The 17,984-nt window shown below is 45.1% G+C and carries 11 protein-coding genes; 5 read left to right on the top strand and 6 right to left on the bottom strand.

Features of this window, described 5'->3' with window-relative positions:
- Positions 1-15 precede the first annotated feature (15 nt).
- From AB4517_RS03355 to AB4517_RS03340, 4 genes are all read right to left on the bottom strand, one after another.
- On the bottom strand, positions 16-1,698 hold the full coding sequence (locus AB4517_RS03355; RefSeq protein WP_372147892.1) for an ABC transporter substrate-binding protein: 1,683 nt from the start codon (positions 1,696-1,698) through the stop codon (positions 16-18).
- 711 nt (positions 1,699-2,409) lie between these two features.
- On the bottom strand, positions 2,410-5,799 hold the full coding sequence (locus tag AB4517_RS03350; protein WP_017063266.1) for a response regulator: 3,390 nt from the start codon (positions 5,797-5,799) through the stop codon (positions 2,410-2,412).
- A gap of 216 nt (positions 5,800-6,015) precedes the next feature.
- The gene (gene rsmC, locus AB4517_RS03345) at positions 6,016-7,038 is read right to left on the bottom strand and encodes a 16S rRNA (guanine(1207)-N(2))-methyltransferase RsmC (protein ID WP_372147891.1); all 1,023 of its coding nucleotides are present in this window, start codon (positions 7,036-7,038) and stop codon (positions 6,016-6,018) included.
- A 110-nt stretch (positions 7,039-7,148) separates the two neighbouring features.
- The gene (locus tag AB4517_RS03340; protein ID WP_017059406.1) at positions 7,149-8,234 is read right to left on the bottom strand and encodes an AI-2E family transporter; all 1,086 of its coding nucleotides are present in this window, start codon (positions 8,232-8,234) and stop codon (positions 7,149-7,151) included.
- Positions 8,235-8,310: 76 nt separating this feature from the next.
- Between AB4517_RS03340 and AB4517_RS03335 the strand changes: the two genes are divergently transcribed.
- Complete coding sequence (locus AB4517_RS03335) at positions 8,311-8,436, top strand: hypothetical protein (RefSeq protein ID WP_004734537.1); 126 nt, start codon at positions 8,311-8,313, stop codon at positions 8,434-8,436.
- A 141-nt stretch (positions 8,437-8,577) separates the two neighbouring features.
- Here AB4517_RS03335 and hemL read toward each other — a convergent pair whose 3' ends face one another.
- Positions 8,578-9,873: a glutamate-1-semialdehyde 2,1-aminomutase gene (gene hemL / locus AB4517_RS03330; protein ID WP_010436060.1), complete on the bottom strand. Its 1,296-nt coding sequence runs from the start codon at positions 9,871-9,873 to the stop codon at positions 8,578-8,580.
- A gap of 296 nt (positions 9,874-10,169) precedes the next feature.
- Between hemL and erpA the strand changes: the two genes are divergently transcribed.
- The 3 genes from erpA to AB4517_RS03315 all read left to right on the top strand — a co-directional run bounded on the left by erpA (position 10,170) and on the right by AB4517_RS03315 (position 15,114).
- On the top strand, positions 10,170-10,511 hold the full coding sequence (gene erpA / locus AB4517_RS03325; protein ID WP_372099994.1) for an iron-sulfur cluster insertion protein ErpA: 342 nt from the start codon (positions 10,170-10,172) through the stop codon (positions 10,509-10,511).
- 375 nt (positions 10,512-10,886) lie between these two features.
- On the top strand, positions 10,887-12,011 hold the full coding sequence (locus AB4517_RS03320) for an efflux RND transporter periplasmic adaptor subunit (RefSeq protein WP_372147890.1): 1,125 nt from the start codon (positions 10,887-10,889) through the stop codon (positions 12,009-12,011).
- A gap of 10 nt (positions 12,012-12,021) precedes the next feature.
- Positions 12,022-15,114: an efflux RND transporter permease subunit gene (locus AB4517_RS03315; protein ID WP_372147889.1), complete on the top strand. Its 3,093-nt coding sequence runs from the start codon at positions 12,022-12,024 to the stop codon at positions 15,112-15,114.
- Positions 15,115-15,198: 84 nt separating this feature from the next.
- Here AB4517_RS03315 and AB4517_RS03310 read toward each other — a convergent pair whose 3' ends face one another.
- Positions 15,199-16,488 (bottom strand): peptidoglycan DD-metalloendopeptidase family protein, encoded by a 1,290-nt coding sequence (locus AB4517_RS03310; RefSeq protein WP_372147888.1) that lies wholly within the window; start codon positions 16,486-16,488, stop codon positions 15,199-15,201.
- A gap of 129 nt (positions 16,489-16,617) precedes the next feature.
- On the opposite strand from AB4517_RS03310, the gene tyrS reads away from it, so the two are divergent.
- The gene (tyrS, locus tag AB4517_RS03305) at positions 16,618-17,805 is read left to right on the top strand and encodes a tyrosine--tRNA ligase (RefSeq protein WP_372147887.1); all 1,188 of its coding nucleotides are present in this window, start codon (positions 16,618-16,620) and stop codon (positions 17,803-17,805) included.
- The last annotated feature ends 179 nt before the right edge of the window (positions 17,806-17,984 follow it).

Genomic DNA, 17,984 nt, shown 5'->3' with positions numbered 1-17,984 from the left:
GGATTGAACGATTACTTATTTAACTGGTTTTAGGTCCAGTACATGAAGTAGACGCTCTGGAATACCAGCCCAAATGTTTGGACGGCCTTTTGGATTTTCTTCGTTCCACCAACCAGTGAAGCGAGTTGTGTTGTATTGGTACATGTAAGCACCAGACATCACAGGGATTGTCACTTGGTCTGCAGCGATGATTTGCTGGATACCGTGTGCAATATCTAGCTGTTCGTTCTTATCAGCTGTTTTGTAGAAGCTGTTTAGAAGACCATCTAGCTTGTCGTTTTTGTAGAAGTGCATTGCGAAACGAGGCATACCATCACCAGATTGTAGTGATGAGTTGTAAGCACTGTTCCAGTACGTGTATGGATCCGCACCGTGGAAGTAGTTTGTGTATGCTACGTCGTATGTACCTTCAAGCATTGCTTGGTTGTAAACAGAGAAATCAGGTGTACGAGCTTTTGCTTTAATACCGATTTCGTTTAGCTGTTCTACCGCTAGTTGAACTGTGTTGTTGAAGTCAGTCCAGCCGTTTGGCGATTGAATCATTAGTTCGAAAGACTTGCCTGATGGAGTGTCAACAAAACCATCATTGTTTACATCTTTGAAGCCTGCGTCAGCAAGAAGCTTCTTCGCGCCTTCAGCGTTGTAAGTGTTAAAGCCTTTGTACTTGTTGTGAGTCTTTTCATCAGACCAAGCTTCGAATGCGTAGCCAAGACCAGATGCGAAGTCGTTCACTGTACCGCCACCGTAGAATGCGATGTCGATGATAGTTTGACGGTCAAGAGCCATAGAGAAGGCACGACGGAATTCAACGTTGCTCAATGCTTCATGCTTCGCAGCATCTGGGTGCTTGAAGTTAACAACGAATGCTTGCGTACCTGCTGGCGGGTACCAGTAGTGGTGTTTAGGGCTAGCTGCCGCGTACGTACGGTCGATATCTGGAACGAAAGAAGACGTCCAGTCCATTTCACTGTTTACAACTTTACCTAGGAATTGGTCGTTGTTAGCAATTTGTGGAACACGTAGACAGTCAACGTCTAGGTTGTCTGCATCCCAGTAGTTCGGGTTTGCACACTGGATGTATAGTTGCGCTGTAAACGTATCGATTTCTGTAAATGGACCAGAACCTACCGGGTTTTCATTGGTAAACGTTGATGGATCTTTAACGTCTTTCCAGATGTGCTTAGGTACTACAGGTACTTTAGCAATCTCGTAAGGTACGTTTGAGTTTGCTTCTGTTAGGTTGAACTTAACTTGGTTGTCGTTTAGTTTTTCTACAGAAGTTACCCAAGAGTTGATACCAGATTGGTCAAGCTCTGGCTTCTCTTTTACAAGGTTGAAAGAAAAAACAACGTCATCAGCAGAGAAAGTTTCTCCATCAGACCATTTAACACCCTTACGAATGTCGAAAACAACGCTCATCAGATCATCTGACATTTTGAAGTTTTCAGCTAGACGGAACACAGGAGTGTTACCGTGCATTTCGTTAAATACTACTAGCGGCTCGTATAGGAAGTCAGTTGTAGTATGAAGGTTAGTAGCACCAAGGTACGGGTTAAAGTTACGTACGAATGTTGTGTACTCTTTCGGGTGAATAGTCAGTTCGCTGCGTTCTGCAGCTGTTGCTACTGATGCAAAACCTGTCGTAGCAGTTGCAATAATTGCTGTTGCTAGTGCTGTTTTTTTTATATTGGCAAGCATAGCTGTTCCTTACTATTTGCTTTCATTTCACTAATGGATTGAATGTTATCTGTCGCTAAATTGGTTAGTAGATACACACTCTGGTTAAAGGCCTACCTCTTCTTCGTTACTCCAGATTCATCGCTGTTTCTGAGAAGTGGTAAGAGTGGCCTGTAGGCCTTTGGCAGGAGTAAGAAAACACCTTATCGATGAATTAATCAAACTCGTTTCCCGTCAAAAACGTTAAAAACAGATAACCTCACGTCATTAACGTCAAAATAGGGCGCTCTGGTGGTTTTTTGTACGCAATTGTTAAAGTGATGTGACTCGCATTTGGTTTTGAGGTTCTTGCAGGTTGTAAGTGGCCACTAACTTTAAAGGCTTTTTATTATAATGCCTTACCCTACGTTGGTATAATTGTAGATCTCGGTCACTTGCCAGTTTTACGTTAAATTTCCCTAGAAAATTAAATCTGCCGTTCTGTTGTGACTCGCTTCTCAAACTGCAACAAAGAGTCAGATAACGGTCAGATATGATTGAGAATAGAACGAAAAGTACTGACGGTTACCAGCACGCACTGTGCGTAATTGGCGTGAATTCCTCCTTGTTTAAAGACGTGAAAAAAGTGCGTTGCAAGCGTTGGGATTCTACTTTTTGTGTTTATGAGGCGTACAAAAAAGCCCACGCTAGGTGGGCTCTATTATTCAAAGTATCGTGATGTTGGTTCAGGGTTTAACTGGTCAGTAGTTTCTGCAGTTTATCCCTTAGCATCTCAATATGGGTTCTTTCTGGCGTCTGTTCTTTGCAGTGTTCCAGTATGAATTCGATTGAGCTCAGTACCGTTCGCCAGCGAGGCGTTTTCGGTAGGGTTTCGACGCGTAGGTATTTGTCTAGCGTTCGAGTTTGCAGCGTACTGCGGTCTAAGTAGACGCGCCACAAGCCACTCTTCTCGGCGAAAGCAAACTTGGTTTCACCCGTCACCGATTCCCAGTAGATGATGGCATTCGTCATCGCATCGACCAGTACCTCACGCATTAACTCTTGCTTGTTTTTACCTTCACCGGTTGCCTTGTCAGCAAGACGAGTAAATTCTCCGCCAAGCTCTTTAAGCTGCTGTAACTTATCTTTGTCGCCTTCAAAGGCATAACTAGAGAGAGCTTCAACCGCCGTTTCAAGGTTATTGATTCGGTTTGAGTTAACACCACCACCTACATTGAAGATATACATGGTGTCGAGCCCTGAGCCTTCAGGCAGCTTAAGGATGTCACTTGGTATGCGCTGACGTGTGTCGTCTATATAGATATCAATATCACCGCAGTAGTGGGCTTGTTCTACCTTAAGGTATTTAGGCGCAATGATCTCGTCGGCCATTGAGCGTTTGAGTTGTTCCTGTCCGCGTCTGAATAGCTTAGCTGCGGCTTCGTTAGCAAAGCGAATGCGTTGGTCATCACGAATACAGATGATGGCTTCAGGTGCCGATTCTAGTTGCTCTAGTAAGCGGCCTTGAGTTTCTAGCAAGTTAGCTTCAACCATCGCTCTATGTTTGAGCTCGAGTTGCAGTTGGTCGTTTTCAAGGCGTCTTTGTTCAGCTTTGCTTGCTGATAGATGTGCTGTAATTCGAGCCGCTAGTTCTTGTTTGTTGAACGGTTTAGACAAGTAGTCATTGGCGCCAGCTTCGAAACCTCGAACACGGTCTTCTGCTTGGTTGAGTGCCGTTAGCATGATGATTGGCAACTGAGCATGGTCATACTGTTTACGCAGTGCTTCACAAACCTGATAGCCGCTCATTCCTGGCATCATGATGTCGAGTAGAAGCAGCTCTGGCTTCTCTTTCTCAATCAGTTCAATGGTTTCAGGGCCATCACATGCAGTACGTACTCGATAACCTTCTAACTTCAAGAAGCTGTCTAATACTCGCAGGTTAACCGGCTCATCATCGGCGATAACCAATAACGGGCCATCTGGGTTTTCACTGATAACACTATTTTCTTGTTGGCTGTTATCAATTAAATCAGGCGCTTGGAAGTGCGAGTAGTGACCTGATTCGTTGTAACTGTCTAACTCATCTTGAGTAGCTAGGGGCAGGGTAAAGCTAAACGTAGTGCCGAGCATTGGTTGGCTACTAACGTACAGTGAACCGCCCATTAGCTCGATCAACTGACGACTGATCGATAATCCAAGCCCTGCACCTTGGCGGTAGTTACTCGCATCTTGGCCTGCTTGAATCAATGGCTCAAAGATGTGCTCAAGGTACTCGGCCGGTATACCTTGGCCAGTATCGACAACTTGTACACGAATGTTGTCATCGATAACGCTGGCAGAGATAACAATTTTACCTTCTGAGGTGTACTTGATGGCATTGCCGACCAAGTTATACATCACTTGCTCAAGTCGTTGAGGATCCGATGAAACCAGACCTAAATCACTTGGGACTTGGTTAATAATACGGATTGGCTTATTGCCCAATAGGTGATGAGACAACTCTAGGACCAAGCTGGTGGCTGCCGACAAATCAACGGCTGATTTCTTAATATCTAAGCTGCCATAGCGCATCTTGTGATAATCAAGCAGATCATCAACCAAGGTCGCCAATCTCTGACCGCTATTGATGATGATATCCAACTGATATTTCTGATTAGCAGGAATAGGGCCGTTAGCTCCAGATATCAACGCTTCAGCGATACCCACCATGCCATGCAGTGGTGTTCTCAATTCATGTGAAGTAGTCGCTAAGAACTCATCTTTGAGTTTATTTGCCAGTTGTAACTCTTCGTTTTGCTTTTGAATGGTCTTAAGGTTGTCCTCAAGCTCATCGTTTTGGCTTTTGATGAGCTGCATTTTTTCACGAATAGATCGCTGCATTCTTTCGAAGCTCACCGCGAGTCGGCCTATCTCATCTTTGCGCTCGGTATTGATCATGGTTTCATCGAGATCACCCGCCGATACTTTTTCGGCAGCCCACGTCAGTTTAAGCAGTGGGGATGTGATGAAGTTAGACAGATAGTGCGATGCAACGACTACCAGAATGATCGCCGTTAGCATCACGATCACGAAGATCTTTTCTAACTGATGAATACGGGCAAACGCCTCTTTCTCTGGCAGCTCTACGACAAGAGCCCATGTTGCGTATTTCAGCTCAATTGGCGTATATGCCGCGATGATCGCTTGATCTAGGGTGTTGTCGAAGGTGCCAACCGCTGTTTCGCCAGCCAATGCTTTATCGACAACATCTAGGCTCAAGTTGATAGATTCTTGTGAATGAGCAAGGCTACGCGGCAGGTGATCATCACCTACAAGCAGCGTTTGAATATTCGAACTCTTGTTGAGATCCGCAATCAACTTAGTAATGCCGTTGATTGGTAGCCTAAACATCGCGTAACTGTGTAGGTAGCCTTGTTGAACGATAGGTGCGCCTAGCCATGCGGTCTGTTTGCCATTCTCGTCTTTAAAGTCAGAAACGATAACCGGCGTGTAATCTTCGTTAGATTTGCGTCGGTCGGTTACGTCTTTGGCTAGTCGTTGAAAGGTAATACCTAGGTTGGAGTCCTTGTATTTTCCTGTCAGCAGATTGGTGCCGTAATCGTCATTTTTAAAGACGGAATAAGCGACGTTACCGTTGATATCAACTAAGAGAATATCGTCAAAATCAGAGCGTTTAAGCAGTTCTAGGTAAGCATTATGGTAGCGCTTGTGGAGCAGGCGATAACGCTCGCTGCCAATAAAGCTGCTGGATTCAGGGAGGATCGACGTTTTGATTTGATCGCCAGAGCCTTGAATATAGCGCTGCTGTGCATTACTGCGTGCCTCGTCAATATCTAACCCCAATCGTTGAAATGCATTGATCAAACCATAAAATCGCCCGCCACTGGCATTGGCCAATTCTGAGCGAACAAAGCCCATCACTTGGGATTCTTGAGCTTGTAGGTAATCGACAATTTGCTGCTGCTTAGTATCACGAACCGAAACAAGGTGTGAGGTGCTTTGTTCCTGGAGATCCTGACTGTGCGATTGGAGGAAAAATATCGCGATAAGTGTCACAGGGGTAATACTGAGGACAAGAAATGCCAGCATTAGGGTATTTTGAAGGCGCTTAAACTTCTGCTTACGATAGAATCTAAACATAAATTGGGTACTACTTTCCTTTGATGTACTGCTAAAAGGGGCGAAAACAAGTACAGAGAATAGAATTAACGGGTTCCAATTTAACGAAATTAACGAGTTTTTTTACTTTGACAAGTAAGTGGTATTTAAAGCGTGTGCAAAAGCTCATTTTTATAGAGTTTTGACAAAAATATGAACAGACAGCGCAGATAATGCCCCTGCGCTGTGCTAGAGAGGTTATTTGTTTGCGTGATAGATCGCGAATTTAGTGGTCTTATTTAGAGTCGCGCATTTTCCAAACGCTTGTTCAATAATTGGAATGTATTTTAAGAAACTATTCGCAACAATAATCATCTCACCAGAACGCTTCAAATGCTTAGGAGCCTGAGAAAGTAAGGTCTCAGTCGCGCTGTAGCTAGTGTCTAAACCTGAATGGAATGGTGGGTTACTGATGATGAACTGATAGTCTTCTGCAGTATCAGAATAGACATCGGATGCGAAGACTTTACCCGTTAAACCATTCGCTTCTAGCGTTGCTTGGCTTGATGCCACGGCAAATGCACTGATGTCGCACATTTCTAGCTCGATATCTGGGTTACGAGATGCCATCACCGCGCCCAATACGCCTGCACCACAGCCAAAATCCAGTACCTTGCCTTTTAGTTTTGGCAGAGTATCCAACAGAAGTTGGCTACCGACATCGAATTGACCGTGACTGAAGACGCCAGGAAGGCTTTTTACCGTAAGTGATTGCTCACCAATGTTAACCGTGTAGGTCTTAAACCAGTCTTGCAGGTTGAACGCTTGTGGTTGCTCGCAGCATTGACCCCAGTAGAAAGAGCAACGACGCGCTGAATCGTATTTAACAACTTTGCCGTAAGGAGCAAACATCTTCTCGATGCTTTTCACGCCTGAACGGTTTTCACCAACCACGACGATCTCTGTATCTTTGCCTAGCTTGGCAAATAGCATCGCCAACAAAAATTCCGCTTCCGCTTTGGCTTTTGGCCAGTACAACATCACTAAGTCGGCTTTGGTTTCTTCGGTAAACTCCGCACCATAAAAACGTTGGATGGTGTTGTAGCCTTCTAATTGACGGTAGTAGCTGTAATTAGAAGTAAACACAGAGACAGATTCACAATGCTTCGCTAACTCAACAGGGAACAAGTCTTCTGCCTCACCGGCAACTAAAACATGTTTGCCTTCAAAGTAGGCGAGTTGGCGTTGAGCAATCTGGCTTGGTGCAATATAAGCTGACATAGGACACTCTGTTGAATCGTTAGCAAAAAATGAGGGCGGATTTTCGCATAATCCGCCCAAAGCTTGAAGTGTTTAATACGGGTTCGCCAATCAAGTTGACGTCAAGTTCGTTAACTCTTGTCTTGCTGGTTTAAAAAGTCCTTAAACTCTTCATCGTAGATGTTGAATAGGACAATGGTAATCGCAAAAATCAGTGGTCCGTAGATAAGACCAATTAGGCCAAACAGTTGAATACCACCCAATAGTGAGAAGAAGATCATCAGGGTATTCATGCCTGCACTGCCTTGCATTAGCAGCGGACGCAGAAGGTTATCAATTGAACCAACAATCGCTACACAGTAAACCGTTAGGAAAATCGCCCACGTGGTATCACCAGTTAGGAACAAGTAGGTTGCTGCTGGAATCCAGATTAATGCGGTACCCACAACTGGGATGAAAGAGGCAAAGCCCATCATAGTACCCCAGAATAGACCTGGGAAACCGGCAATCCACATACCTAAACCGCCGGCAAAACCTTGCGCGATTGCGGTTAAGAATGAGCCCATTACTGCTGATTTAGATACTTGTTCTATCTCTGTTAGAAGTTTGTCTTCTTGGCTACGAGACAGCGGCAGAATATGACGAACCACACTGATGATTTTGTCGTGATCTCTTAATAAGAAGAACAAAACGAACAGCATCAAGAAGAAATCCATCAAGAAATTGGTTGCGTCACCTAAGATTTTGGCACTGATACCAACTAGCTTAGAACCAAAGCTTGTCGCAAACTCACCGACTTTTTGTGCGATGGCTTGGGGCTCAATATTGTCGAAAGGCAGGTAGTTATTCACAAATGACAGCGCTTTGACCACTAACGGATGAGCAAACAGAGTCTGAATGCCACCGTGGGTCACCCATTGGTAAGTATTCTGAGAGAACAGAGAACCTTGCTGAACAATTGCTGCGAATACTGCCAATAAAGGGATAACAATAATGAAGGTCAGTATGATACAGGACAGCAGAGAGACGATGTTTTCTTTATTCGGGAGCTTTTTTTCAAGCCACTCATGGATTGGGAACATCAATAGTGAAATGATAAAGGCCATCACGATAGAGTTAACGTATGGCTCGATAAGCAAGTAACAAGCATAAGCCGCCGCGAGTAGGGCAATGATGATCACCCAGTGGCTGGAATTGATTTTGAGTTTTTCTGACACGGTAATGGTCTCTATATTTGCGTTCTGAGTTTATAATGGCTGCAAAACAGAGAGTTAGCAATGAGGAGTTTTGATAATGGGATGCTGTAATAAAGATAAGAAATGCCAAGACGAAGAACAGCAAACAAAAAAAGAGATCCCTTGGTTCAGAATGTTCCTTGGTACCTTGATGTTGTTGGTTTTTCTTTTCTGGGAACGTTAATCGCTTTTGGTTCAGCTTTAGCCTTAGTCGACGGCTAAATAAGCTGTCATATTTTTTGGCTGGTGAGCGCGATATATAAAAAGGGCTGCATTTAATGCAGCCCTAAATTCAATCGGTTAGCGACTTATAAAGTGCTTTCGATTATTTGCTTTCAGCAGCAATGATCGCAAGAGAGCGGTCAGCAGCTTCTAGTGTTGCATCAAGTTCTTTTGAACCATGAGCAAGAGAAGTAAAGCTTGCTTCGAATGCTGAAGGTGCAAGGTAAACACCGTGATCTAACATTAGGTGGAAGAAGCGCTTGAAGCGTTCTACATCACACTTAGTTACATCTTCGTAGCACGTCACAGTTTCTTGGTCAGTGAAGAAGAAACCAAACATACCGCCAACTTGATGAACTAGCATCGGGATGCCGTGCTTGTCAGCAAGTTGCTTGAAGCCTTTTGCCAACTGCTTAGTTTTTGAAGCTAGACGCTTTTCGTTGCCTTCTTCTCGTAGAAGGTTCAAACATGCGTAGCCAGCAGCCATTGCAACAGGGTTACCTGAAAGCGTACCCGCTTGGTAAACAGGGCCAGTTGGTGCGATGTATTGCATCACGTCTTTACGACCACCGAAAGCACCGACAGGCATGCCGCCGCCAATCACTTTACCAAGACACGTTAGGTCTGGCTTGATGTTGTAGTAAGCCTGAGCACAACCTTCAGCAACGCGGAAACCTGTCATTACTTCATCAAAGATTAGCAATGCACCTTCTTGATCACAGATTTCACGTAGACCTTCGTGGAAGCCTTCTACAGGAGGGATACAGTTCATGTTACCCGCTACTGGCTCAACGATGATACAAGCGATCTCGCCTTTGTTTGCTGCGAAGATTTCACGTACTGAATCTAGATTGTTGAAGGTTGCTGTTAGCGTTAGTTTCGCAAAATCAGCCGGTACGCCTGGAGAGCTTGGTTGACCTAAAGTCAGTGCGCCAGAACCAGCTTTTACAAGTAGGCTGTCTGCGTGGCCGTGGTAGCAGCCTTCAAACTTAAGAATTTTGTCACGACCAGTGAAGCCACGAGCTAGACGAATCGCGCTCATTGTTGCTTCTGTACCTGAGCTCACCATACGTAGCTGTTCCATTGATGGAACCATCTCAGATACCAGTTCAGCCATTTTGATTTCAGTTTCGGTTGGAGCACCGAAGCTAAGGCCGCGTTGAGCTGCTGCAATAACAGCGTCACGAATAACCGCGTGGTTGTGACCAAGGATCATTGGACCCCAAGAGCCAACGTAATCGATATACGCTTTACCATCAGCATCAAAAATAAGTGGGCCATCAGCGCGTTCAACGAAGATTGGAGAACCACCTACGCCATTGAATGCACGAACTGGAGAGTTTACGCCACCAGGAATGGTTTGCTGTGCTTTTTCGTACAGCTCTGCTGATTTGGTCATTGATATATCCTCTTTTGACTGTCGGACCAATTGGCACGCATTGTACCTATCCCTAATCCAACTAGGAATGCTTTCGCCCAGATAATCACCCGAATCTGGTTGTTTTGTGTGGTTACACGTTTTAATTGTTAGATATTGGCGAGTTTACAGCAGTAAAAGGACCGATCCTGTGGTGAATACTTGAACGTTTCAGTCAGGTATTAGATAATCACCGGAATATAAGAAAATACTCAACAACTATGGTCTCGAATTAGATTTGTATCATGTTGTTTTTGACACAGGTAAGAGAGGTTGTCGTGAGCGAAATAAATATCCCATTGTCTTTTTCTGATGCAGCAGCTACCCGCGTACAAACGCTAATTGCTGAAGAAGAAAACCCAGAACTAAAACTGCGTGTATACATTACTGGTGGTGGTTGTAGCGGTTTCCAATACGGCTTCACATTTGATGAAAAAGTAAATGATGGCGACACTACAATTGTAAACAGCGGTGTAACGCTGGTTGTTGATCCAATGAGCCTACAATACCTAATGGGCGGCATGGTTGATTACACTGAAGGCCTAGAAGGCGCACGCTTCTTTGTGAACAACCCGAACGCTACAACAACATGTGGTTGTGGTGCATCATTCAGCGTATAGCTTGAAAGATAGCTAGAGTTAAAAGACAGCTTTAGCTGAAAGCTACACCAGAAGGTTGTAAACGCCGAACTTATGTTCGGCGTTTTTGTTTTTATATCCCCAAATTTCTCTTCATAACAAAGCTCGGTTCTGAACAAGGCACTTGTTTTTCACGCAGCTTCAAAATTGATAAGACATATTAAGTCATTGCTTTTAAAACCATTCCAACCCTCTATTTTGACATTTTTAGTACACGGCATATTTTTTAAACTGTCGATAGCGTCCAACTTCGTTTGATTTTGGTCTGTTAAGGTTACCTATGTGTATCAGGAAGTTGCACATGACAGTGTTAAGCCATTTAGCGCGCCTTAATCACATCGGACAAAAGGATTTGTTATGCCCACTCTATCTTCTAACTCACCACTTTTTCAGAAACTGAAACAGCCGTGGCTGGTGTCTCTGATTTTAGTGATGTTGTTGTCTATCTGGCTTGGTTTAGGGGGGGGGCAGGCAGAAGAGTCGCCAGAGAAAAAAGCGACAGAAATCCCGTTAGCCAAAGTTTCCTTTCAAACCTTCACCTCATCACCCACCTTTAAAACCATTGATTTATACGGTCGAACGGCACCCGATAGGCATGCTCGATTAGGCGCGGAAGTCGCGGGAAAGATTGTTCGATTGAACGTTGTGAAAGGCGATGCGGTTAAAGCAGGGCAGGCTATTGCTCAGATTGATAAAGGTGACTTGGAAATACAGTTAGAGCGTGCAACGGCTCTGTATCGTTTAAAGCAGAAAGAGTTCAAAGCAGCGCAATCACTGAAGAAAAGAGGTCTGCAAGGTGAGATCGCCTACACCACAGCAGAGGCTTCGTTAACGGAAGCAAAAGCCATGATGCGCAATGCGGAATTGGCTTTAAAGAATACCGTTATTAGCTCGCCTTTTTCGGGTGTGGTTCAAGATTTGATGGTCGAGTTGGGTGACTTTGTTGGGGTTGGCGATCCGGTTGCGGGCGTGATTGACCTTGATCCTTTGGTTATTGAGGCCGATGTCAGTGAACGTCATATCCAGCATTTGTTAGTTAACCAGTCTGCCTTGGTTCGCTTGCTAGGAAGAGAAGAGGCGGAAGGGCGCTTGCGTTATGTGTCTCGAATTTCTTCGGCCTCAACTAATACTTTTCCAATCGAGATAGAAATCGATAACTCTAAAGGCCTACTGCCTGCAGGTGTCAGTGCCGAAGTTAAACTCAACCTAGAAACAAGAGATGCAATAAAGATAACACCGGCGATGCTAGCATTGGATGAGGCGGGTAACCTAGGGGTCAAAACCTTGGTTTCAGTCGATGACTCACCAACGGTGAAGTTTGTAGGCATTCAGCTAGTAAAGGCCGAACAAGATGGAGTTTGGCTCACAGGACTTGGACAACGCGTCGATATCATCACAGTAGGCCAAGGGTTTGTGCGTGATGGTGATTCGGTGATTGCTGTTGAGCAAGTCGCTGAACTCTCTAACGTAACCGCAGAGTAGGAGATAACCGATGTATTCAATTATTGATGCAGCCTTGTCTCGTGCTCGAACAATGCTCTCCCTTTTAGCGTTAATCCTTGTAGCCGGTGTCGTCACCTATATCACGATACCTAAGGAATCGAGCCCAGACATTACCATCCCAATTATCTATGTTTCGGTCGGGCACCAAGGGATCTCGCCAACGGATGCAGAACGTTTATTGGTTCGACCTATTGAGCAAGAGCTGAGGTCGATTGAAGGCGTAAAAGAGATGACAGCAACCGCAGCAGAAGGGCATGCCTCTGTTGTGTTGGAGTTTAATGTTGGCGTCGATCTCACCAAAGCAATGGCCGATGTGCGTGACGCGGTTGATCTGGCTAAACCAAAACTACCAGAAGACAGTGACGAACCGACCGTAAATGAGGTGACGCTGGCTTCTGAGCAACCTGTTTTGTCTGTTGTGCTATTCGGTACCGTTCCTGAGCGCACCATAGTGCAAATTGCCCGAGAGCTTGGAGACAAATTAGAAAGCTATCGCCAAATCCTTGAAGTCGATATTGCGGGCGATCGCGCTGACATCGTCGAGATCATTGTTGATCCGTTATTGATGGAGAGCTACAGCTTAGATCAAGCGGATATCTATAATCTGATCGCTCTGAACAATCGAGTGGTGGCCGCAGGTTTTGTTGATACTGGCTACGGACGTTTTTCTGTCAAAGTCCCTTCGGTATTTAACTCCTTAAAAGACGTGCTTGAGTTGCCTATTAAAGTGGATGGCAAGCAGGTGGTCACTTTTGGCGATGTCGCTACGGTTCGTCGAGCGTTTCGAGATCCTGAAAGTTTTGCTCGTTTAGATGGCAAATCTGCGGTGGTGTTGGATATCAAGAAGCGTGCAGGTGAGAACATCATCGAAACCGTTGAGCTAGTCAAAGCGGTAATGGCTGGTGCTCAGCAGCAAGCGGAATGGCCAAATAACCTGTTGGTCAAATACACCTGGGATGAATCTAAAGATGTGAAGATCATGCTTAATGATCTGCAAAACAATATCTTATCCGCCATTATTCTGGTGGTGATCGTTATCATCGCGATTCTTGGTGTGCGTACCGCTTTGTTAGTGGGTATTTCCATTCCAGGCTCATTCCTAACCGGGTTATTGGTTCTTTCGGTGTTTGGCTTAACCGTCAACATCGTAGTGCTGTTCTCTCTGATTATGGCGGTGGGGATGCTAGTAGACGGTGCGATTGTGGTGACCGAATTTGCAGACAGGCGAATGCAAGAGGGTGAAGGGCGCAAAGCCGCTTACCGAGATGCAGCGAAACGGATGGCGTGGCCGATAACCGCATCGACTGCCACAACCTTAGCCGCATTTGCTCCGTTACTGTTTTGGCCTGATGTGACGGGCGAATTTATGAAGTTCTTACCACTAACTCTGATCGCGACTTTAACTGCATCATTGATCATGGCGTTGTTGTTTGTGCCCGTGCTGGGCGGTTTGATTGGCAAACCTCAATACGTATCGTCTAAAAGCCAAGCTCGAATGGTCGCACTGCATAATGGTGACTTTTCACAGGCTACTGGTTTAACCAAGGCTTACTACCACACGCTTTCTTTAGCGATTAAACACCCCTTTAAGATTTTGTTCAGTGCGATACTGCTCGCGGTTGCAGTTGGTTTTACTTATTCAAAAGCGGGTCTAGGTGCAGAGTTCTTTCCTGAGGTTGATCCGCCATTCTTTAACGTCAAAGTTCGTTCTCATGGTGATCTGTCTATCCAAGAAAAGGATGACATCATGCGTGATATTGAATTGATGATGCTCAATCATGATGAGTTCGATACCGTTTACACGCGTACTGGTGGTGACGACCAGATTGGTTTGATCTCAATTACGCCTGTTGACTGGCAATACCGTCGCAGTGTTAAGGCGATCATTGATGAGTTAAAAGTGCAAACTCATCAATACGCAGGTGTTGAGATTGAATATAAGTTTCCAGATGCAGGACCTCCAGTTGAAAATGACTTAGTGATTGAGCTGTCGGCACGAACGCCAGAGCAACTTAATCAGGCTGCAAAAATTGTGAGAGGTTGGGCAGATGGCAATCAAGCACTGACCAATATCAGTGATACCGCGAGTAAAGACGGCATCGATTGGAAGGTGGATATTCGCCGCGACGATGCTGCGCGCTTTGCAGCTGATGCGACCTTAGTGGGTAATACCGTTCAATTCGTGACTAATGGTCTCAAGATTGGTGATTATCTGCCCGATGACTCTTCAGAAGAGGTCGATATCTTGGTGCGCTACCCTAATGATAAGCGTGATATCGGGCGCTTCGACCAGCTTAGGGTGAAAACGCCAGCGGGTTTAGTACCTATTACTAATTTCGCTCAGATCGTTCCCGACCATAAGCAAGACACCATTAAACGCCTTGATGGCAAGCGTGTGGTGAACATCATGGCGGATATGGAAGAAGGTTATAACCTTGCTCTCGAACTACCAAAGATCGAACAAGCATTGAGTGAGCTAGGGCTGCCGAGTAGCGTGGAATTTCGCATCCGTGGTCAAAACGAAGAACAAGAAAACTCGTCAGCCTTTTTACAAAGTGCTTTCTTGGTTGCTTTGGCGGTAATGGCTTTGATTCTGATTACTCAGTTCAATAGCTTCTATCAAGCGTTTTTGATTCTGAGTGCTGTATTGTTTTCGACCGTTGGCGTGTTCGTTGGCTTACTGATCTTCCAACGTCCGTTTGGCATTGTGATGTCGGGAATTGGGGTAATAGCGCTCGCCGGCATAGTCGTGAACAACAACATCGTGTTGATTGATACTTATAATCAGCTCATCAAAAGAGGCTTGGACAAGCGAGATGCGATTCTAAGAACCGGTGTTCAGCGTTTAAGGCCAGTAATGCTCACGACGGTTACGACTATCTTAGGTTTAATGCCGATGGTGTTAGAGATGAACATCGACCTGATTAATCAAAAGATAGAGTTTGGCGCGCCAAGTACACAATGGTGGTCACAGCTTGCGACCGCTATTGCTGGTGGTTTGGCGTTTGCCACGGTGCTGACTTTAGTATTAACCCCTTGTTTGTTAATGCTTGGACGGAACAACAAACCTGAAAAACAGTAGCTAGTTGTGGTATGTGAGCATAAAAAAGAGCGCCTTGATGGGCGCTCTTTGCATTTTTCTATTTTGCAGTGAAGCTACAAAGGCCTAGTTAGTCGCTAGTAACTGACCGTATCGCTCAAGGTTTCTTAATCGAATCTCTGAGTTGGCAATAAAGGTTGCTTTTGCTTTACCAGTTAACGACTTGGATTGAGGCAATTTCACGGTACGCGCATTTTTATGTACGCCATTGACCAAGAATTCATAGTGTAAGTGTGGGCCAGTCACTCGGCCCGTACCACCCAAAGTACCAATGGTTTGGCCTTGTTTTACGCGCTGACCAGTTTTCACCATACGTCGCTTCATGTGCAGGTATTTGGTGATGTAGGTGTTGCTGTGGCGTATGAACACGTAGTTACCATTGAATTGGTTGTAACCCGACTTCTGAACGATACCGTCACCGGCAGCCCAGATAGGCGTGCCAACAGGGGCTGCGTAGTCAGTGCCGCGGTGAGCGCGAACCTTACCGGTTACTGGGTGTTTTCTGTTAGGGTTAAAGTTCGATGTTACACGACGAAAATCAATAGGAGAGCGCAAGAACGCTTTCTTCATTGCACGACCATTTTCATCGAAGTAGTTGCCGCTCTTATCATCTAATACCGCGGTAAATGAATCACCTTGGTTTTTGAATACGGCTGCCATGATCTTACCGCGACCAACCACTTCACCTTCAACTACTTTTTCTTGGTATAAGATTTTGAAGCTGTCATTCTTACGAATATCTAACGCAAAGTCGATATCCCAGCCGAAGATGCCCGCCAGTTCCATAATTTGGTTTGCGGTTAAACCTGCGCTTACGCCAGCATTCCAGAAATTCGAGGTGATGTCGGCTTCGGCATAATTGTATTGGTAGGCAACCTCTTTCTTGTCGAAACTAGAGGAAAACGAATCGCCAGACTTAGTGATCTTAAAGCTTTCAAACGCACTAAGCTGTCGCTTTAGCTGAATAAGGTCGTTGTTTTCATCAAAGCCAAACTGCAATACATCACCAGGTCTTAGGTTAGACAGCTGCTTCTTAATATCATTGTTGGTATTGAGTAGGGTGATCAGCAAGCGGTATGAGAGGCCAATACGTTCGAATAGAACAGAAGTGCTTTCGCCAGAACGAACGGTATATTTTTCCCAATTGAGCACAGCTGTTGGTGGCGCATCACTTGAGCCCATAAGCGCGGATGTATTGATAGTCAGTGGGTAATGTTTCCCCACCACTAAAGCGCCCGTATCGTCACGTAAACTGTTGACGTCGGGGAGTAAGAAAATCGCGACGAAAATTATGGCACTAAAAAATGCGATAAAAGCCCGGTGCAAAATAGGAAGGCGTGCAAAAATAGACAACATGTTCCGGTTCGTTCTGTAAATATTATGAAAATCGACGACGGAATAGTGTAACTGGTTTCAAAATACATCGCTATTCAAGTAAGATGTCTAATTAATGTATTTTTGCCAAATCTGTGGGAGTGAACAAGAATGGCGAGTATTGAAGCTGCACTAGCCGAGATCAAACGTGGCGTAGAAGAACTGATTCCAGAAGACGAACTGATTGCAAAACTAAAAGAAGGTCGTCCTTTACGCATTAAGCTGGGTGCCGATCCAACAGCTCCAGATATCCACCTAGGCCATACGGTTATCTTTAACAAGCTTCGTGCTTTCCAAGAGCTTGGTCATGAAGTGACATTCCTTATCGGTGATTTCACTGCAATGGTTGGTGACCCATCAGGTAAAAACTCAACACGTCCACCGCTAAGCCGCGAAGACGTATTGAAGAATGCTGAAACTTACAAAGAGCAAGTCTTCAAGATTCTAGATCCTGCGAAGACGCAAATTCGTTTCAACTCTGAATGGCTATCTGAGCTTGGCGCTGAAGGCATGATTCGTCTTGCTTCTAACCAAACTGTTGCTCGTATGCTTGAGCGTGATGACTTCAAAAAGCGTTACGCTGGTGGTCAACCGATCGCAATCCACGAATTCATGTACCCACTTCTACAAGGTCACGACTCTGTTGCACTAGAGAGCGACGTTGAGCTTGGCGGTACTGACCAGAAGTTTAACCTTCTAATGGGTCGTGAACTGCAAAAAGCAGCAGGTCAAAAACCACAAGCGGTACTAATGATGCCACTACTTGTTGGTCTAGACGGTGTTAAGAAGATGTCTAAGTCTGCGCATAACTACATCGGTATTAGCGAAGCACCAAGCGAGATGTTTGGTAAGATCATGTCTATCTCTGACGATCTAATGTGGAGCTACTACGAGCTGCTGTCTTTCCGTCCTCTTGAAGAAGTTGCGGAACTGAAAGCTGGCGTTGATGCAGGTAAGAACCCGCGTGACGTTAAAGTGCTTCTTGCTAAAGAGATCATCGCTCGTTTCCACAGTGAAGCAGATGCTGAAGCCGCTGAGCAAGAGTTCGTTAACCGTTTTGCTAAGAACCAAGTTCCTGATGAAATGCCGGAGTTTGAATTCGAAGCAGGCCTGCCAATTGCGAACGTTCTAAAAGAAGCGGGTCTTGTAAACTCGACTTCTGATGCGATGCGTATGATCAAGCAAGGCGCTGCTAAGATCGAAGGCGAGAAAGTTGAAGACAGCAAATTCGTGCCTGAAGCAGGTACTGCCGTTTACCAAGTAGGTAAGCGTAAGTTTGCTCGTATTACTATTAAGTAATAATGCACATCAATAATTGAACCAAAGGCATCCACGGATGCCTTTTTTATTGACCCCTATTTATTGACAGGAATTTGACGAAGTTTTTGAACGGCTATTGCTACACTATGCGCGCTGTCAAATTGACAGTAATTCTGGAGATTTTTATGAACAATACCGACCATCCTCCTAGTTTGAAT

The organism is Vibrio sp. 10N.222.52.C3 (assembly GCF_041474195.1).
In the GTDB taxonomy this organism is placed as follows: domain Bacteria; phylum Pseudomonadota; class Gammaproteobacteria; order Enterobacterales; family Vibrionaceae; genus Vibrio; species Vibrio crassostreae_C.
This window is presented reverse-complemented; position numbering and strand designations above follow the sequence as displayed.